Annotated in this window: 7 protein-coding genes; 3 read left to right on the top strand and 4 right to left on the bottom strand. The window is 44.9% G+C overall.

All coding sequences use genetic code 11. The features are described 5' to 3' along the window. Nucleotides 1-116 precede the first annotated feature (116 nt). Nucleotides 117-434 (top strand): N(4)-acetylcytidine aminohydrolase, encoded by a 318-nt coding sequence (gene yqfB, locus Q1A70_RS08630; protein WP_299689017.1) that lies wholly within the window; start codon nt 117-119, stop codon nt 432-434. A 60-nt stretch (nt 435-494) separates the two neighbouring features. Further along, on the top strand, nt 495-932 hold the full coding sequence (locus Q1A70_RS08625) for a hypothetical protein (RefSeq protein ID WP_299689020.1): 438 nt from the start codon (nt 495-497) through the stop codon (nt 930-932). A gap of 103 nt (nt 933-1035) precedes the next feature. On the opposite strand, the gene Q1A70_RS08620 is transcribed toward Q1A70_RS08625, so the two are convergent. From Q1A70_RS08620 to Q1A70_RS08605, 4 genes are all read right to left on the bottom strand, one after another. Continuing rightward, entirely contained in the window at nt 1036-2274 is a 1239-nt protein-coding gene (locus tag Q1A70_RS08620) for a leucine-rich repeat-containing protein kinase family protein (RefSeq protein ID WP_299689023.1), read from the bottom strand. 114 nt (nt 2275-2388) lie between these two features. Next, a complete protein-coding gene (locus tag Q1A70_RS08615; RefSeq protein ID WP_299689026.1) occupies nt 2389-3963 on the bottom strand; it encodes an ATP-binding cassette domain-containing protein in 1575 nt (524 codons plus the stop codon). A gap of 489 nt (nt 3964-4452) precedes the next feature. Then, complete coding sequence (locus Q1A70_RS08610; RefSeq protein ID WP_299689029.1) at nt 4453-5031, bottom strand: TetR/AcrR family transcriptional regulator; 579 nt, start codon at nt 5029-5031, stop codon at nt 4453-4455. After that, on the bottom strand, nt 5028-6464 hold the full coding sequence (locus Q1A70_RS08605) for a coniferyl aldehyde dehydrogenase (RefSeq protein WP_299689032.1): 1437 nt from the start codon (nt 6462-6464) through the stop codon (nt 5028-5030). Before Q1A70_RS08605 ends, Q1A70_RS08610 begins: the two co-directional genes overlap by 4 nt. A gap of 353 nt (nt 6465-6817) precedes the next feature. Here Q1A70_RS08605 and Q1A70_RS08600 point away from each other — a divergent pair, with 353 nt between their 5' ends. Then, nucleotides 6818-19633: a retention module-containing protein gene (locus Q1A70_RS08600; protein ID WP_299689035.1), complete on the top strand. Its 12816-nt coding sequence runs from the start codon at nt 6818-6820 to the stop codon at nt 19631-19633. The last annotated feature ends 236 nt before the right edge of the window (nt 19634-19869 follow it).

Genomic DNA, 19869 nt, shown 5'->3' with positions numbered 1-19869 from the left:
TTGAGGGAAATTAATGTCCATATAGTACCTCCGAGCAGAGTTACTATTAGATCAGAAATTTAATCAAATTGGTATAACTTAGCCTCAATATTCCTTTAATTAATGCTAGGTTTACTATGAGCACACCGACCACTATGACGTTCTTCGAACGTTTTGAAACCGATATCCTTTCAGGCAAAAAGACGATTACTATTCGTGATGAATCTGAGCGTGACTACCAGCCGGGTAGTGTTGTGGAAGTATCAACGCTAGAGCAAGGACGTGTGTTCTGTAATCTTAAAATCATCAGTGTAGAGCCAATTTTGTTTGATGAACTGGGTGAGTTTCATGCTCAGCAAGAGAACATGACGTTAGACGTTCTGAAGGGCGTGATTCAAGACATCTACCCTGGGATTTCTGAGCTTTATGTTGTCTCTTATGAGTTGGTAGCTTAAGCCTTATTGGATTGGATTGGATTGGATTGGATTGGATTAACTAGCTAGGGATGGCGATTAATGAGTGATAACCAACAGACACTGCTTCAGCTTTATTGCCGCGAACAGCAAGAGCAAAAATTACTGGATAAACATGACTTAGACAGTGACCTGAGCGAGATTGCCGATTATTTAAAGTGGTGCGAGAGCAAAAGAAACTTTGTAGAAGAGGATGTCTTAGGGCGTACTTGGGTAAAAAGTTGCCCTGCAGGGTACATTACTGAGGTTCACTTTCATTCGGGTGGTAGTCTAACGGAATACCGTTTGTTTGATCGGTTTGAAACTCAGGGTACTTGGCTGCTCAAAGGCGGGTTGCTGCAAGTTGAAATCAGCAAAGGTGACAATCGTTACCAGTTTGATGTTGTTGCGTGTAAAGACTTGAATATCCACTCAGCGGTGGAATATAAAAACCAAGAGCTTCACTCTTATCTTAAGCTTGTTCAGGTGGAAGCTAGTTAACTCGGTTTGACTCATCAAAGTCCAAAAGCAAAAAAGCTAACGACAAACGTTAGCTTTTTTCATTTCTATCGAACCTTGATTGGCTACTTAGGCTTGGTAGCTCTTATACGTGATAGTTTTCAAGTTTCTTGTACAGTTCTGAATTGATGTCGTCAGTAGAGCAAACCGTTAGTAGGTCTTCAACAAAGCACTTGAGAGCGCGAGCTTCGATGCGTCGAATACCCTGTTGCTGCTCTTCTGTTAGGTAACCGTAGATTGTCGCTGCGCCAAAATCACCAAAGATCATTTGACCTAGCTCATTGACTAGGGTGTTGTGCGCATATAAGTCACCGTGACAAACCTTGTTGTCATGCAGGTGATTAAATACATCAATCATTTGAGTCACGATGTTGTCGATTTGTGCGATTGGAAGTTCGAAACCTTCTGGGAAAGTATCACGGGTGCAAGTCTCGAGTGTCGGTGGCAAGCCTAGGTTGTAATAGCTGCTTGAGATAAGCTCCATCACCAATGCAAGGTAATCTTGCTCGTCCACTTGAGCGATAGACTTCACTAGGTTGCTATGGTGACCAGCTTGAAGACACGCTTCCAGTTCATCATGTGGGTAACCGTCGCTTGTCACTTCGCCTTTGAAGACTTTAACTGCTACTTCCTGAGGGAAATCAAAATCGCTATTTAACCAGCTTGCATGAGAGATCACGCCTGAAGCACCTTGACCAAGCTCTTGATTCAATGAGTAACATTGCGAACTCACCGCTGGCACGCTATCTAAGCTGCTAGGGTGTTTGCAAAACGGATTACCCGCAAAGGCTAACCAAGCAAGCTTTGGTAGCTTAACAAGGAACTCTGGAAATTCAGTCAGTTGGTTTGCAGACAGACGAACCAGTTCGAGGTTGGCTAACTTTGCCATACTTTCAGGTAAAGCGCGAAGTTGGTTGCCTGCGAGTGCCAGTTTTTGCAGTCGTGGTCTTTCACCCAGTGAGTTAGGGAGAACCTCGATGGCATTATCCGTCAGAATTAACCAGCGCAATTGAGCGGGTAGGGACTCTTCGCTCACGGTTTTGATTTGGTTGGTCTTGAAGCCAACCATTTCAAGCTTAGGAAGCGAACCAAGAACATCAGGAAGGTGCGTAAATAGGTTATTCGACGCAAAGATAATACGTAGATTAGTTAGCTGTATTAACTCTTGTGGAAGCTCCGATAACTGATTTCCTGAAAGATCCAGAATCTCTAGTGAATCGGCGAGCTCTAAGATCTCTAATGGAAATTCGGTGAGACCTTCTGACAGTTTTAAGCGCTTAATACCTTTTAGTTGCCCTGATTTTAATTGTTCTAGAGTATGCAAACCTTAGCCTTATGAATAGATGTTCGAAGCGCGTAGTGTACTTGTCTCAATCGAGAAAGGCGAGCACCGGAACGATGCTCGCCTAACTAAGTTCATTGAACGAATCGACGAAGTTTAAAGCTGTATATGATTTTGGCTTACGCCTACCTCCTCCACAAAATCAGCATCATGGCTAACTAGGATGAACGCGCCTTGATATTCACGTAAAGCCGACGCCAGTATTTGCTTTGAGTCGATGTCTAGGTGATTGTCTGGTTCATCGAGCAGCAGTAATGGCGAATCCTGTTGATGGCTGACGATCAACACCGCCAGTTTCATTTTTTCTCCACCGCTTAGGTGAGCTACTTTGCGGTAGACGGAGTCTCGCCTGAATCCAATACCAGCTAACAAGGTTCGTGCGTCACTTTCTGTCATGCCGCAGCTATGTGTCATCAGGCTATCGAACATGGTGTCGTAGGTGTTTAACAGTCCAAAGTGTTGATCCAAGTATACTGTGGTTCCTAAGCGTTTAATGGAGCCTGTATAGTTCGAGTGTTGACCATGAATGGCCTTTAACAGCGTCGATTTTCCACAGCCGTTTGCACCTGTTAGATAACACCGTTCACCTTGCGACATAGAGAAGTTGATGGGAGCGCCAGAACCAAAACTCATATGGCAATCTTCAACGGTTAATAGCGAGTTCTTTTTACTGTTATTACCCTGTTGTAGGTACAAAGCCTGTGGTTTTAGTTGCTCCTTTTGTTCTTTAAGAGATAGAAGCTTATGTTGGTTTTGGTCCTTTAAGTTCTTTTGGCTAGTGGCTGATGCTCCTTGAGTTCGTCCTGCTTTATCTTTCATCGCATCCAATAATATCTTGGGTTGGCTGCCCGACTTTCTGAGTCGATTACCTTGAGACTCACGTTGCTGGGCTTTTTCTTTATTGACTTGAGCTTGGCGTTCCAGTCGTTTCTTTTCAGATTGGTGATGCGCAATCTGCTTGTCCAATGCTTCACTTTGGCTCGACATTTGTTTGAAGTAATCATCGTAGTTTCCTTTGTAGAAACGTAACCCCAAACTATTGAGGTGGTAGATCCCCTCCATGTTCCTCAATAAGCTTCGGTCGTGACTGACGATTAGTATTTTGCCTTCAAACAACTGGCACTGCTCTAATAACCAATTACGTCCGTCGCTATCCAAATGGTTGGAAGGTTCATCGAGAATTAAAATGTCGTGATTCGATGTAAATAAGCGATGAAGTTGCAAGAGCGCAAGTTGGCCACCGCTTAATGTGTTGCACGGTGTGGTTAACTCACTGGTTATTTTCAACGTAGCTAAAAGTTGTTGAGTGCTTTCTTGTAAATCCCAATCGTCACCAACGATATTGAAGTGTTGAAGTTCGCAGCTACCTTGCTCGATGGCTTGCAAGGCATTGAGCTTTTCAGTGATACCTAAAAAGTCAGCAATGTTGATTTCGCTATCCAAAAGCTCTGAAGGTAATTGTGAGTAAAAGTCGATCGAGCCTTGTCTGGAAACACTGCCTGATGTTGGCTGTGTTTGCCCTGTGAGTAACGAAAGTAGTAGTGACTTTCCAGACCCATTTCTTCCAACTAGGCCAGTAAGGCGCGTGCTCAAATTAAAGGTGATGTCTTTGAATAACCACTCACCAGTACCGAGTTGGAATGAGAGATTATTGGCTAAAATAGTAGGCATAGAAATACCTCCCTTTACGTGTAAACGAGTAAAAGGGGTGAGGCGCTTTTCTACATAGAATCCAACGTAGGACTCTAACAATAGAGCGCCAAAGACGTTACTTAGGTAGATGACCAATCAAAAATAGAAAACCTGTGATGAGATGATTTCTGTCTTTGAGGTACAGTTCTGCAAGATTCATGTTGTCAAAAGACGGATCTTTAAGAACTTGATTTATCGCGAAAATAGATGACGAAGTAACGCCCACTAACCCCGAGTGTCCAAATGATTTTTATAAAAATAAATCGGATGTCAGGATGTTAGTACTTCATTATGGCGTTATTCTCTTTTGAAATGATGGTGGGATGTTACAGAAAGAGGAGGCTTAAAGTCAATATGATAGCTTGATTGAAATGTATCCAAATAATTAAAGCGCCTACGTAGCCATGAGATAACCATGAGGCGCTTTAGAGTGTTCTTTGAAAGCAGGTGCTTCTAAGAGTGTGGAAATTACAGGTTTTGTCCGCCGACAGCTCGCCAACACATATCAAAGCTATCATTGATGTACTTGGCTGATTGCTCTGGCGATAACTCGTCCTGCTCGATTAGCCAGTTTGCACAAATCAAAAAGTGGCTATGAATGAAATGTCTAACAAGGTTGATGTCTAACACCATTAACTCATCAGCTTCTTGTCCTTTCAGTACGATGTCATCGAGTGATGCGAACATCTGCGACACAATGACTTCACGAGTTTGAGTCGTTGGATCGAAATGCACATTGGTGAAGAACTTCATGGCGATTGGGTTTTCTAACGCCCACTCAATTCCGGTCATCCACATGAATTTAAAGGCTTGATAGCGATTTTGTTCAGCGATTTCTGTGTGCTGAGCCAGAGTAGAAAATAGCTCTACTTTCAATTCACGAAACAGCTCATCAATCAGTAGAGATTTGTTCTCAAAGTGATGAAACAGTGTCGCTTTTGCTACACCGGCGGTCTTCGCTATTTGCCCAGTAGATGTGCCCTCTAACCCTTGTTGAGAGAAGAGCAGGAGCGCAGCATCTAGGATTTTTTGCCTTTTTGTAATCATCGATTCAGTACTTTGAACATCATTTTCTTGATTGGGTTGTTGTATGGAGGGTGCATCAACTTAGTGAAGTTGATCTTGCCTCGAGTCAACACGGTTTTTGCATGGCTAAAGGTCTTGAAGCCTTCAATGCCGTGGTAGTGTCCCATGCCTGAAGGGCCGATGCCGCCAAACGGTGCGTCTTCTGCTGCCACATGTACCAGAGAGTCGTTGATACAAACGCCGCCTGAGTGTGTTTCAGATAAGAACAGCTCTTGAGTCTTCTTATCGTGACTCATTAGGTACAACGCAAGTGGGCGTTCTCTTGTTGTGATGTAGCTTATTGCTTCTTCAATAGAATCATAAGGCACGATAGGCAGAACAGGACCAAACAACTCATCTTGCATCGCGACCATGTCGTCATTCACTTCGGTGAGAAGGTGCGGCGTCATTCTGTGGTTCACATCGTCTTGTGCCTGCTCGGTTACCGTGTGAATCACTGCGCCTCTCGCTTGGGCGTCTTCAATCACGCCTTTTAAGCGATGGTATTGGCGCATATTGATGACAGAGGTTAAGTCTCTGCTCTCAATTCCTTTCTTATACAGCTTTTTGAAGTAGCGTTTATAGGCTGTGATGAACTCATCCGTTTTTTCTCGCGGTAATAGGATGTAATCAGGCGCGACACAAATCTGGCCCGCGTTTAAGCTCTTTGCAAACAGGGTACGTTCAACGGCGTCCGCCACATCAAAGTCGGGGGCTATGATGGTTGGAGACTTGCCACCCAGCTCTAAAGTCACTGGTGTTAAGTTGTCGGCTGCTGCTCTCATGACGTGTTTACCGACAGCGGTCGAGCCAGTGAATAGGATATGGTCAAACGGCAACTGGCTGAATTTAGCGGAAACGTCAGCTTCACCTTCGATGATCGCAACTTGATCTTCACTGAAGCCTTCGGCCAACATCGCTTTTAAAACACGGTTGGTCGCAGGAGTAAACTCAGACATCTTGAGCATTGCAGTATTGCCTGCTGCTAATGCTGTGATCAGAGGACCTAAAGAGAGCATCACAGGAAAGTTCCAAGGAACGATGATACCTACTACTCCTACGGGCTGATAATGAACGCTGATCTTAGCTGGCGCTAGCATCAAGCCTGCCTTTCTGCGCGAGGGCTTCAACCACTTGGCAAGGTTTTTCATGCTGTAATTGATCTGATGGAGACAAGGAGTGATATCAGCAATTAAGCTGTCGTGTTTTGCTCGATGACCATAATCTTCAGACACTGCCTCAATCAATTGACCTTGATAGCGCATTAAAAAGGTTTTCAGTGCCGAGAGATCTTTTTTTCTCTGCTCAAGCGTCGGATTAACATTATTGCGGAAGTGATCTTTTTGTCGGTTGAACATTTGATCCATGTCGTTGGTGCTCGACGTATTGGCTTCAAGGTCTAGATTATGGCTCATAGTATCCTCTGAATTCGAAAGCTGACCGATTGGTCGGTTAGTTGAAGTTACAAGATTGCTGCAGCGGATGCAAGGTGTCGAAGTGATTTTCCATATGTAGAAAGCGACAGTGAATAGTCAGGTTCGTGAAAATGAGTTGCCGAGCACAGACATGGATTTTTTGCTATATAAGACTAGGCTTAAGGTTAAGTAAAGTATAAAAAAAACAGGTAAAAACCGAAATTTTTTTTGGCGTTAATACACCTAATTGACTGCTTATGAAGAGAATTGACTCTGAATACAATTAAAGCCTGAAGTTGTTATTACTAATCACAGTGCTGAGGAATCCAGCATTTAGTGACCACGAGGGATATATGGATATTGAAGTTTCTCGCCAAGCTGCAGTTGTTGAGATCGTGATTGGAGAGGCCATCGTCGTTAAGCCTGACGGTAGCCCCAGAACAATTTCAGCGGGTGACATTATTCGCGAAAACGAAATTATTATCACAGCTAACCAAGCTGAGCTTGTCCTCGGAGTGCCGAGTGGTTCTGTAGAAATAGCAAGTAATTGCGTCGGCTGTCTGGACCCAAATTCAGCATGGGCTGATGCTCAGATAACCGGAGACATTAGCTTTAACACTGAACAGGCTAGTGGTGATGTGTTTAGTGAAGCCGACCTCGTTGCTATCAAAGAAGCTATTTTACAAGGAGCCGACCCGACCGAGATCTTGGAAGCGGCAGCTGCCGGTGTCTCCAGTTCCGCAAATGCGGGGTTTGTAACGATTGACTACAACTACACTCAAACCCAACCGGCCACATTCTTTGAAACCTCGGGATTACAAAGAGAAGCCGTTGAGGAAGACGAGGATGATTTTAGAACGATAACACGGCCCGTTGGTGGTCAACAAATAACCCAAGAGCTCACAGAGGGAATGCTCAATGACAACAGCTACCCTCAATCAACTTCGGTTACTGAAATCATCGTTTCCGGAAGCTTGGATCTCAATCCAGATTCATTTTCACCAGAGTTAATATCTTTAAGTTCGTTATTGAATGAACTCAGCGGTGATATTACTTCGAGTGGGCAAGCGGTCACTTTTAGTTACGACGCTATAAGCAATGCCATTATCGGTGTTCAAGAGTCTGAGGAAGTTCTTCGCATTGATATTGATGTGATCAGCGTTGGTAGCGATATTGAACTCACGTTAACCACCACCATTTCTAAGCCAATTGACCATGTACCCGCTGTCGGTGGTGGTCAGGTTTCCTATACGGGTGATCAAATTAACATTGCCTTTGATATTCAAGGTGAAGACACAGCAACTAACCCACTTTCAAATCCTATCACGGTACAAGTTACCGTGTTTGACGGGGCAGATCCGTCTGCTGAAAGTGTGACAATTAATAATGTCGAAACAGATCATTGCGTAATCGAAGGCATGTTCTCTAATATTGGTAGTGATCATCTTCAATCAGCCGTCTTTGATGTTAGTGCGTTGCAGCAATTTGATGGGGTCTACAGTAATAACCAGACGACGCTTGCTCTGCTTTCTGATGATGGCACCACCATTACTCTGATGACTCAAGTGCAAGATCAAGATGAGGTGGTACTCACGGTCTCACTTGATCCTGATGGTACGTATCAATTCCAGCAGTTTAATCCATTAGAACAGGTGGGTACCGATTCACTAGCGTTCGCTTTACCGATCACGATGACTGATTTCGACCAAGATGTTGTAACCAATAGCATCAATATTACTATCTCTGATGGCAGTAGCCCGGTTATCACCTATGTTGACGCGATTAATGTCGACGAAGCTGGCTTGGTTGGTGGCTCACAGGAGGGAATCGTAGCCACCTCTAGTAGCGGAAGTATCACCGCCGAAATTTTTGATAGTGACATTATTGATCATTATGAACTGGAACCAATAGAGTTTAATACTAGTGGCAGTTTGGTTTCCAGAGGGGAGGCGGTGCGACTCGAGTTAGTGGATCAGACCAATGGCGTAAGAACATACCAAGGCTACGTTGAGATTAATGGCGCGAGGATTACGGTTTTCGAAGTGAACATTGATAGCCCCTCATTGGGGAACTTTGAGTTTAATCTGTATGAAGAATTTGTGCATCAAGGCGCTGAAGACACGTCATTAACCTTTGCGCTGCCTATCTATGCTGTGGACGCTGATGGAGATCGTTCTGCTCTATCTGAAGGCACGAACATACCGGAGGCGGCTGAGATTTTAGTTAGTGTCAAGGATGACGTTGTTGAACTCGCCGATAACCTTATCGCTGTTGATGAACCGACCTTGGCGGGGGATACCCTGGTTTCGTATAACCTATTCAGCATTCAAGGTGTCGGTTTTCAAGGCGCTGATGGCTCGACAATTCAATCATTTAACTATGATGGAATCGATTATTCGTTAGATCAAAGTTTACTGCCTGAGGCTGACCAAACGTTCATTTTTATTGAGGGTATAGTAACCATCTCGCTGAACGGGGAGTTTAGCTTTGAAGTCGCTCGTGATATTGACCATTCAAACAGTGAGACCATAGTTAAACAGTTGTCCTTTTTGGCTCAAGATAGTGATGGCGATACCGATACTTCAGCGCTGGAGTTAAGCATTACTGATGGTCAACCTCCGACCATTGATTCGGTTACACCAATTACTTTGTATGAGACAAACCTTGATGATGGCTCGGCGACAAGCGGCAGTGCGGTGACTGATACCAAGGTGATCACTTACACTGAAGGCAGTGATAATGTGGCTCGCTTTCGTATCGAGGCTTCAGATTTCAATATTGGTGGCGCATTGAAATCTAAGGGTGCTTCTGTCGAGATAAAGCCAGATCCAGCAATGGTCGATGGTTATATAGGCTTCATCATCGATGACACGAATAACGAAATTCCAGTATTCACCATTAGCTTCTCACCGAGCACACTTGGCGAGCATACCTACACTTTTACGTTACTTGAAGCTTTAGACCACGCGGATGGTCAAGCCAACAACACCTTGAGCTTTGATATTCCTATTTTCGCGGTCGATAGTGATGGTGATGATTCCATCGTTTCTCAACTTAATGTGACCATAGGTGATGATGTCCAGATAATGCAAAATGGCACGCTAGAGATTACTGAACCAACGGTCGCCGATTTGGCGGCAGGCTCGGTGACAACCGCCCCGATTAACGTAATGCCCAAGCCAGGAGCTGATGGTGCGACCATCACTCAGTTTAGCTACGATGGTGGAACAGCAGTCACTCTGAATCAAGGCGCTATTGCTACCGATGAACAGATGTTTAGCGTTGCTGAAGGGGCGCTGTTTATTACCTTACAAGGTACGGTGCGCTTTGAGCCAAACCGCGATCTTGACCATTCGGCTGGGGATATCGTCAAGTCGATTGTAGTGACTTCTGGTGATTTCGACCAAGACTCAGTCACTGCAACCGTTACTCTGACCATCAATGATGGTGATATCCCAACGATTGATATGATCCCAAGTGTCAGTTTGTCAGAAGCTAATTTGGCTGATGGCTCAGCCCCCAGTGGTAGTGCAGTAGAGTCGATTCAAAACATCATGTTTACTGATCAAAGTGATGATGTGGTGAAGTTTCGTTTAGAACCAGCAGAATTTAATACCAAAGGCTTGCTTAAATCCGATGGTTTGGTGATTGAACTTAGAGAGCAACCAACCAATTCAGGCCATTACATCGGTTTTACCACGGACCTTTCAAATGTCGAAACCACGGTATTTACCATAGACTTCAGTAGTAGCACCTTAGGGGAGTACACATTTACGCTTCTAAAAGCGATGGATCATGCGCCTATTCAAGGTAATAACGATCTAACATTTACCTTACCAGTGTACGCAGTCGATAGTGATACAGACGATTCTTTGATGTCACCATTGATCGTGACGATAACGGATGATCTCCAAGTGATGTTAAGTAGGTCACTCAATATTGAAGAGCCAACCTTAGCCGATTTAGTGGCAGGAACTCCAACAACGACTGTTATTAACGTGTTCGATAAACAAGGGGCGGATGGCGCGACAATTACACAAGTGACCTACGATGGTACGGTGTTGACACTCGACCAGACCAATGATGATGAGCAAGCATTTACCGTTACTGAGGGTTCGCTATTTATTAAGTTAAATGGCGATGTACGTTTCGAACCCGCCCGCGATTTAGACCATACCGGGGGGGACATTGTTAAGTCGATAGTCGTCGCATCCAGTGACTCGGATAACGATACTGCGATGTCAACGGTTATGCTCACCATTACCGATGGTGATATTCCAATCATAGATACTGTTCCAAGTGTTTCTCTGTCTGAGTCCAATCTGAATGATGGCTCTACCCCTAGCATGGGCGCAGTCGACTCAACTCAAACCATCACCTTTACTAATCAAAGTGATGACATTACTCACTTTCGTATTGAGCCTACAGAGTTCAATGTTAACGGCACACTTAAATCAAATGGGTTAGTGGTTGAGCTTAAACCTGATCCGGCCTTAGCGGGCGGCTACATTGGTTTTGTGACCACTGCGCCGAATCTAGAAACGAACGTATTTACGATCAGTTTTTCTGCGGCAACATTAGGTCAATACACTTTTACCTTACTAGAAGCGCTCGATCATCCTAGTGGGCAAATGGACAATGAGTTGAGCTTTGATTTGCCAGTTTATGCGGTGGACAGTGACAATAGTGATTCACTGGTGTCTCAACTTAATGTGGCCATCGGTGATGATGTTCAAATTATGCAAGATGGTGTTTTGAGCATCGTTGAACCGACCATCGCCGATTTGGCTATGGGCACAGTGTCAACCGACCCGATTAACGTAATGCCCAAGCCAGGAGCTGATGGTGCGACCATCACTCAGTTTAGCTACGATGGTGGAACAGCAGTCAATCTGAATCAAGGCGCTATTGCTACCGATGAACAGATGTTTAGCGTTGCTGAAGGGGCGCTGTTTATTACCTTACAAGGAACTGTGCGCTTTGAGCCAAACCGTGATCTTGACCATTCTGCTGGGAATATCGTTAAGTCAATAGTGGTGACATCCAGCGACGTCGACAAGGATCTTGAGACGGCAACCGTGACCTTAACCATCATAGATGGTGCTCCTCCAACCATCACAGATACCGATCCTACAAGCACGTTTGTGGTTGATGAAGATGACTTAGGAGGCTTAGCAACTGTCGTGGCTCAGGCTAGCGGAGCGTTTGTTACCACCGAGGGCTCAGATCAAGTCGAGGCATACGAGCTACGTAACACAGCAACCTTAGCGAGTACGCTTCGTTCGGGCAATGAAGCTATCGCCATTACCGAGATAGCGGGAGCCGCGAATACGACTACCTATCAAGGCAGTACGGTGAGTGGGAATGCGGTTTTTATCCTTGAATTAGGGGATGACGGTTCGTATACATTCACGCTGTTTGGCCCTCTTGACCATGCTACTAGTCCAAACTCGAATACCTTAACCATCCCCTTTGATGTTGTTGCAGTGGATAGCGATGGTGATGACTCTAACCAATACACATTACCTATCGAAGTGCTTGACGATATACCGGTAATGACAGCGGCAACAGGTGAAACGGGTGTTGATGAAGATGATCTTGCCGTAATTGGTTCGGATCGAACCGAAGACACGGTCATTAATGGTTTGTTTACCATCGATGAAGGTGCGGATAGTGTTGTGTTGTATGAGTTGGTCAATCCTGATGCAGTGCTTACAGGGCTTGTATCTAACGGTGAAGAGCTAGCATGGCTTGCTGTTGTTGAGAGTGGTACGACATTTACCTATACAGCACAAACTGAGACAAGCAATGAAGCTGTGTTTGAGATTGTGTTTGATACTGCGGACAACAGTTATCAGTTTGAACTGTTTAAACCGCTTAAGCATCCTAATGGCGAGGCAGAAAATACGATTGACCTTAATTTCTCTGTCGTGGCAGAAGACTTCGACCAAGATCAATCGAATGCGATCGATCTGACGATCACCGTCACGGATGATGTTCCACTGCTCACAACACAGTCGATCACTCGCATTGAAGGTCAAAACTATCGTGACTCTCTTGTTGATATATTTGTCAATGATACCGATGTCGGTGCTGATGGTGCCGTATTGAGTCGCATTGAGGGTATTTCAAATAACGGTTCGGACATTGTGTTTCGTATCGGTCATAATGGCCCTTACAGTAACAGCTACGCTGTGAATAGTGGCAGTCAACAGGTGCGTGTCTATGAACAAACTGATGATGGCAATGGCGGGGTTGATACTCGTCAGCTAGGTCGACTGCGCATTAACTCCAATGGCGAGGTTGAATTTAGAGCGAATGGTTATCTCGATCATGATGGTGACACCATCGACTTCTCTATTAATGTGATTGCGACGGATGGGGATTTAGACACATCAGAAACCCCGTTAGATATCACGATTACTGATAGGGATGCTTCAAGGATCGCGCTGAAAGTGACGACCTTCGAGGATGCCGGTAGAGACTCTACGATAGCTTACGCGATGGGCGATACGCCGACTTTTGAAAACGTTCAAGACAACCAGAGTGGTTTACCTAATGCGCCAGCTCAAGTTGCGCTGCAAGTTAACCTATATGATCAAGACAATAACGAATCTATTGGCCAACTGACGATTCAAAGCAGTAATCACAGAGGCTCATTCTATTACTTCGATGGCTCGGTTTATCATTTGTTAACGCCAGAAGCCAATGGCGACATCTTATTTGCTCCACCTCAAATGCAACAGAGTTTTGCGCCGAACCCAAATGAAGTACGACAAACGATCGCAACCATAGACAACCTGTTTTTTGTTCCAGACCAAAACTTTGGTTCGGGTGAAAATGGTGTGCGAATCCGATACGAACTTGAAATTGACAACAATGGATCGCCCGATCATATCGTAAGCTCAAACTTTAGAATTGAGATCGAAAGCGTGGCGGATATTGCGACGTGGGATAACAACAATAGTACCTATCAGTATCAAGTGAATGAAGACCAAGATAACGTCACCTTGCAATTGAATGCGGATTCACAAGATAACAGTCGAACAGAGACCATCACCTACGAGCTTGAGGTCGTGCAGGGCGAAGGGCAGTTTGAACTCCTCGATCAAAACGGCAACGTGCTTACTCCGGTCAACGGTGTTTACCTTATTACAGAGAGCGAAATCAATAGTACCGTCGTTAACCCAATAGACAACTTCTCTGGGCAGATCGAGTTTATAGCAACGGTCATCACGGAAGAGGTTCTTAACCCATACGAAGACGCTGATAATGGTGGAGTCAATGACAAGACGACAGCCCGCTCTGTCGAGCAAAACATAATTATTGATGTGACGGCAGACGCAGACCCGGGCAAATTCAGCGTCAACCGGATTCAGATTAATGAGGACAATATTGACGACCCAGATTACATAGGACCTTTAGATAATGAAGTCGCGTTTACCTTAGACGAAGTTATTTCCATGACCGAGTCGGTTGATACTGACGGCTCTGAAGAACTTTTTGTCCGAATAAGTAATATTACCCAGGGTGCGGTACTTTATCTGCTTGGTACAACAACCCCAGTGCCGACCATTACCATTAACGGGATTGACTACCAAGAGGTCGCGTACTCTGACTTAGCAAATGTAGAAGTCGTACCGGCTGAACACAGCAATGTTGATTTTACCTTTGATGTAACCGGTGTTGTTAAAGACACCGCCACCCTCTCCACAGGGGTGCAAGTCGATGAAGAGATACTCGGCACGAAAACCGTAAATGTAGAAGTGAAAGGCGTTGCCGACATCCCTTATGGTGGCACCAATGGTACGGATTGGACTGCAATTACCGATGGCACCGCTGGTGGCGTTCAAACCACGATCCAAGAGAGTCAAGGCGGCGATAGCTTTGCCTTTTTCGATTTCACGGTACTTTCCGGTGAGAGAAGGCCTGATGACCCAGATGCTCCACCGTTAGATGGCGATGGTTCAGAATCTGTTACGGTTATCCTATCTGGGATCCCGGATGGCGTGATATTGGAAGACAGTGATGGTGCGGTCATCGATCTCAACTTTGTAGGCTATGAGGACGACATTAATGGCAATCCAGACCTCAGTAAGCCAATGTATGAAGCTAACGTGACGCAATTTGGTACCACGTCGGGAATTCGTATTATCCCTGCCGACTCGTCTACTGAGAATATTCACATTCAAGGCAAGGTCATTGTGACTGAAAATGATGGCCACACGCTGACTTTTGATCAAGAAGTTAGAGTGCTGATCAAGCCAAGAATCGACACTTCTGCAAACTACAGCAATATCAAAACTGGTGATGAAGACACAACAATCAACATTGATTGGCATCCTCAAGGAGACAATTATATTGATGATAATGAACACTTCACATCGATTACTATCAACGGGATCCCTACCGGGGTAGTTGCCGTAGTCAATGGTGATGTCACTGTTGATGACAGCATCTCTGGTACCTTAATCATTACACCCCAAGACGCATCCCAGACACCTGAGGAATTTACTCAAATAGCATTAGCTAATGACTTTATTCAAATGACACCACCTGAGAATTCGAGTGAAGATTTTACGATCACCACAATTCTTGAAATTGAAGAAAGAGATTTTGAGTACACACCTACTGGTTTGGAGGATGAAGATGGTGGTTTCGTCGAGGCGAAGCCTGCGATCACGGGGACTATCACCGTACAAGTTGCCCCTGTCGTGGAACCTGAGGACGTCAATAATCTTATCGTTTTCTCCAATGAAGATGGCAGTGGCGAATTGGTAACGATTACCTCTGATGCCACAGGTGTTATTAAATTTACGACCAATAGCGATAATCAAGCAGTAGGTGGTGGCGGTGTTGAAATCTTGGATGGTGAGTACGTTATCCGTTACAAAGAAGAAGATATCTCACCTGAATTTGCTATTAATGAAGTTGTTAATGAGGTCGTTATTAAGTTAACTACCACGTCTGGAGTGGCATTACCAGAAGAAGTATTGAGCCAACTGCTTGTGACCGGTGCTGTGTACGAGGGGGATGGCCGATGGGTTATAACAGACGAAGATGCATTCACGGTTAGTACACCAGAAGGTCTAGATCTAACAGCTCCTTACGGTGACGGAATCGCCAGTAATAACAACAGCATTAAAATGACAGCTTTTACGCAAGTACAGGACTTAGGGGATGAATCGAACGATCAAACCTCTGCGATTGCTACAAGAGAAGGTAGCGTAATTTTAACCTTCCCTGAAAAGGTTATTGGTGGTGGGGAAGTTGCGGCAAATATTGTTGTTACTGCGGGTCAAACGATTGATGCGACTGAAGATACCAAACTCGAGCTGGGTAATGTACTTGCAAGTATCATCAGTTTTAGTGGGGAAGATATATCTAATGACGAAATTACCATCATTATTGATGAGAAAGTGACGATTAGCGATCCTGACCTGGCTCCAGACCCAGATCCAGAAATATTCTTTATCAGCATTGAGGGCACTGGTGAGACTGACTTCGTCAACGGTAAGTATGTTTACCAAACAACTCTGGAGCAAGGTGTAACACCAGACTTTTCAGATTTGGTGCTTAATTTACCTAATGATTACTCTGGCGATTTTAAACTGCCATTTACAGTGATCACCAAAGACCGTCTCTCGGGTGATGAGAAGGTGCTTGATACAAACGCCATTATAAAAGTATCAGCGGTAACTGATGTTGGCCCAAGTATTTCTGTCGATATTACAGGTTCGCTAGAAGACGATTTATCAACGCCTGTGGATATAGATGGTCTGCCAGGAGCTGAAGCCGTCGGCTATGAAGACACCTACATTGTGCTCGACTTCTCGGGCTCTGTTACGGATCAAGTAAATGGTGATGAAGGCGGTGATGAGCACTTTACTGATGTAACCTTAACCTTAACTGACCCAAACAATGGTCAGTTTTATAGTGATACTGGAACATCACTGGGTACATCAATTTCTTTTACTGAACCTCAAATTGATGCAGGTGCGTTGTCTAATATACTGTTTAAGCCTAAAGATAATTTCCCTACGTTCGATGGCACAAAGGATATCAGCCAAGTCAGTGTCAATGTGTCTGGGTATGTCGTCGATACTGCAACCTTCGACCAAGATGGCTCAAAAACGACGGTAGATGCAGCTCCTGAATATTTCTCAACTTCAGTAAGCTTTGATGTGGTCCCTGTGGTGGATGATATTGCGATCACTGGTCCGGGAACGGACCCAGATATCATCGAAATAACAGGGAGTGAAGATCAAGAGATTTCACTCGCAGGCTCAAGTCCAGTGTCGATTGCTTTGACAGATTTAGATGGTTCGGAAGAGTTTGTCTCTATCAAGTTCACGGATGTCCCTGATGGGTTCCAATTCAGGGTTGATAACTCCTCAGATTTCACGGTTAAGAATAATGGCGGAGGCGAGTGGAGTGTTCAGCTGCCTCAAGCATCTGGGTTGTCATTTGACCTCAGTGAGATCTCAATCTTGCCGCCTAAAAACTTCAGTGGTATGGCTGAATTTGGTGTGGAGGTCTTTACTCAAGAGTCTTTATTGGGTGTACCAACATCGGCCGCTAATTTACCGACTATTCAATTGCACGTTGTTCCAGTAGGGGACGATGTTGATACTAACCCAACGGATTCAGTGACGGGAAATGAAGGGATCAATGTTGATATCGAAATCAACACCACTATTTTAGACAAAGAGCTGTCAGCGACAGGTAGCGGTATTTACACAGAAAACGCACCGGAAACGATTCGAGTTGAAGTCGCCAATGTGCCTCAAGGAGCTTCTATTTACTACCCTGATGGTATCAACTTAGGCAGTTATGATTCAGTGACCCAGATATGGACGCTCAATGTCGCGGCTCAAGCACTCGATAAAATCGTATTTAATTCAGGTGAACGTAACAGCGATGTGGGTAACGCGGTGGGTATCGATAGCCCTTTGCAGATAACGGTTCGCGCTGTTGACGCCGATGCTGATGGTAGTGAATATTTAGGTACACCAACCAGCTTTGAGGTTGATCTCGTGATCGACCCGATTAATGATCAACCGATATTTGTAAACGTCGCCAATATGGAAATCCAAGAAGACACCACGGGTTTAGCAATCAACAACTTTAGTATCTATGATGTCGACGCCACTTTTGACAATCCAGATGCCCCTTATACGCTAACCTTAGAAGTTGACCAAAGCGTACTAGGGATAATGGGCAGGTTTAATTCGACCAGTTCAACCGGTGTAGCGTTTACCTTAGAGAGTGATGGTTCCATTGTCTTAACGGGCAAAGAAGCCGATATTAACACAGCTCTGGCCAATGGCGCGGTCACCTTCATCCCAGATCCCGATCAAAATGGCATGGCGACGATTAAGGCCACGTTGAATGATGGGGGCAACAATGGGTTGATCGACCCGAGTGATCCGAATACCGCACAAATCAATCAAACGACGTTTACCATTAATGTCACCGAGGTCAATGACGCGCCAATCGCTAGTGACGTTGATCTGGGAACCATTCTTGAAGAAGGGCAGGCGATCATCATTGAAAGCGATTTGATAGCGGCAAGCTCTGATATAGAGAATCATAACTTGGCGGTAACTGATATGGCCCTTACCCAAGGGCAAGGTCAGTTACAACGGTTTGAGAATATGGGTGGTGTGGATGACGATTCAATCACAGGCTCGTACTGGGTATTCACTGCGGCCGATGAATTTAATGGCGATGTGACATTGAGTTATTCCATTATTGATGATGGGACAACCAACGGGCTAAATGACTTCCTAACCGATACAGCCGAGGTCAGCCTTACAGTGCAGGGCGTCAACGATACACCGATTGTTAATGGTGCCGATGTGACAACCATAGTCAATGAAGACGCCGGACAGTTATTGAGTGGTATTAATGTCAGTGATCCTGATTATGTGGATTCATTTGCGAATGATTTAATGACGGTCATATTAAGCGTTGATTACGGGACATTGAATGTGTCGTTACCAGCGGTAACCAGTGTCACGGTTAATGGTAATTACAGCGCTTCAATCACGTTAGTGGGGACGCTGAGTGATCTGAATGCTTTGATTGATACCCCAACCAGTCCAAGTGGTGTGTATCTCGATGCGAGTTTATCTCCACACGATATTATTGGGTTACAGGTGACAGCGAAAGATAGCGGTAACCCCTCGGGGATCGCAATAGAAACCACACCTGTGATATACGATATCCAAGTGACGTCCGTAGCTAATGCACCAACCTTATCGATTGATAGCGTGTCTAACTACGTGAGAAACATTACCGCAAGCCAATCCGTTAGTAATAGCGGTATTCCGTTGGTTGGGATCATGGCCTCTTTAACGGATATTACCGAAGAGCTGACCTTACATATCACTGATGTGCCTGTTGGTGCCCAAATCACCAGTGGTGCGGGTTCTGTGACACTTGATGGTAATGTATGGATCGCATCTGCAGATGCCATTGATAGCTTGCAGGTGGTTGGCCTTTCCGAAACTCCGGGCAACTATACCTTGAAACTCGAAGCGGTTTCTGAAGAGCTCGACAACAGTGATACGGCGAAATCGGCGAGCATAGACCTTAACTTGAATATTGTATCCAATGCTAGCGATATTGATTTAGCGACACAAACCGAGGATGTGCAGCTACTGGCTGGAGTAAATAATACTGAGCTGATATCGGGCTCAGGGAATGACCGACTCGAAGGTGGTGCAGGTGACGACACGCTCGTGGGTGGTGACGGTAACGACACACTCATTGGCGGCGGCGGTTCAGATATTCTAACCGGTGGTGATGGTTCCGATATTTTGACTGGCGGCGACGGTATGGACTCGTTTGTTTGGTTCAATATTCAAGACGGTGTTGAAGACACGATTACCGATTTCAGTTTATCTGAAGGCGACCAGATCGACCTAAGAGAAGTGTTACCTGAGCTGAAGAACACCTCACCAGACATGACGACCTTGCTCCAGCAAATTGTTGCCAAAGTAGAAGGGGATGATATCGAACTGACAATCAAGTCCGACAGCTCAGGCACCACTGAACAAGTAATCGTTGTCGAAGACCTAGCTCCTCAGCTCACTTTGATCAGCACAATGCCTTCGGATATTCTGGATGCATTAGTACAGCAGAATGTGATCATTCATGGTTAAAGATTAATCTCACTAGCTCGGTTTGTTCTACTTCTGAAAAAGAGCAAACTATTGGAAAGTGGGAGAGATAAAATCGGGTTACAAAAAATGCGAATAAGAGTGTTTATCCTGAACTAGGGAGGTCAAGATAACGGGTAATAAAGGCAGGCTGAGATAAAGCGATTAGCATAGGTGATAGGAAAACAAAAAGCCCACACTATTAATAGTATGGGCTTTTCATTTTTAACCGGTTAGCT

This window comes from uncultured Vibrio sp. (genome assembly GCF_947488985.1).
In the GTDB taxonomy this organism is placed as follows: Bacteria; Pseudomonadota; Gammaproteobacteria; order Enterobacterales; family Vibrionaceae; genus Vibrio.
Note: the sequence above shows the minus strand (reverse complement) of the source record. Positions and strands in the feature narration are given on the sequence as shown.

Coding starts and splice junctions, on each gene's coding strand:
- yqfB (WP_299689017.1), top strand. CDS start 117: ATGAGCACACCGACCACTATGACGTTCTTCGAACGTTTTGAAACCGAT.
- Q1A70_RS08625 (WP_299689020.1), top strand. CDS start 495: ATGAGTGATAACCAACAGACACTGCTTCAGCTTTATTGCCGCGAACAG.
- Q1A70_RS08615 (WP_299689026.1), bottom strand. CDS start 3,963: ATGCCTACTATTTTAGCCAATAATCTCTCATTCCAACTCGGTACTGGT.
- Q1A70_RS08610 (WP_299689029.1), bottom strand. CDS start 5,031: ATGATTACAAAAAGGCAAAAAATCCTAGATGCTGCGCTCCTGCTCTTC.
- Q1A70_RS08605 (WP_299689032.1), bottom strand. CDS start 6,464: ATGAGCCATAATCTAGACCTTGAAGCCAATACGTCGAGCACCAACGAC.
- Q1A70_RS08600 (WP_299689035.1), top strand. CDS start 6,818: ATGGATATTGAAGTTTCTCGCCAAGCTGCAGTTGTTGAGATCGTGATT.